The following is a 400-nucleotide window of genomic DNA, read 5'->3' as shown; positions in this document are numbered from 1 at the left end:
GGTAGCCAGTAGACTATGACCCCCCAACTCAAAAAAGTTATCATGAACTCCAACCTTCTCTACTCCCAACAAATTCTCCCAGATTTGAGCCAATTGTTGCTCTGTCTCTGTCCGTGGAGCAACATATTCTTTCGTAGACAAATCTGAACTATCAGGATCCGGCAAGGCTTTTCTGTCCAGTTTTCCGTTTGACGTCAACGGCAGCTCTGCCAACTCAACCCAGATCATAGGAACCATATACTCAGGCAAACTTAATTTCAACTGTTCCTGCAAAGCAGCCCTGTCCAGCTTACCTTCAACAACAACATAACCAACCAAACGTTTGTTATCATTTGAATCCTCTTTGGCCAATACACAGCACTGGCTGATTCCACGTACCGATGACAATACATTCTCGATT

1 protein-coding gene is annotated in these 400 nt (G+C 44.2%); it reads right to left on the bottom strand.

Annotated elements, in window-relative coordinates:
• Positions 1-400, bottom strand: a 400-nt coding sequence (locus FLA105534_RS00520) for an AMP-binding enzyme (protein WP_173964098.1), incomplete at both ends; no start/stop codon positions are given.

Source organism: Flavobacterium collinsii (assembly GCF_902804485.1).
Lineage (GTDB): Bacteria > Bacteroidota > Bacteroidia > Flavobacteriales > Flavobacteriaceae > Flavobacterium > Flavobacterium collinsii.
The sequence above is the reverse complement of the archived record's forward strand: the minus strand, read 5'-3'. Positions and strand labels throughout refer to the sequence as shown.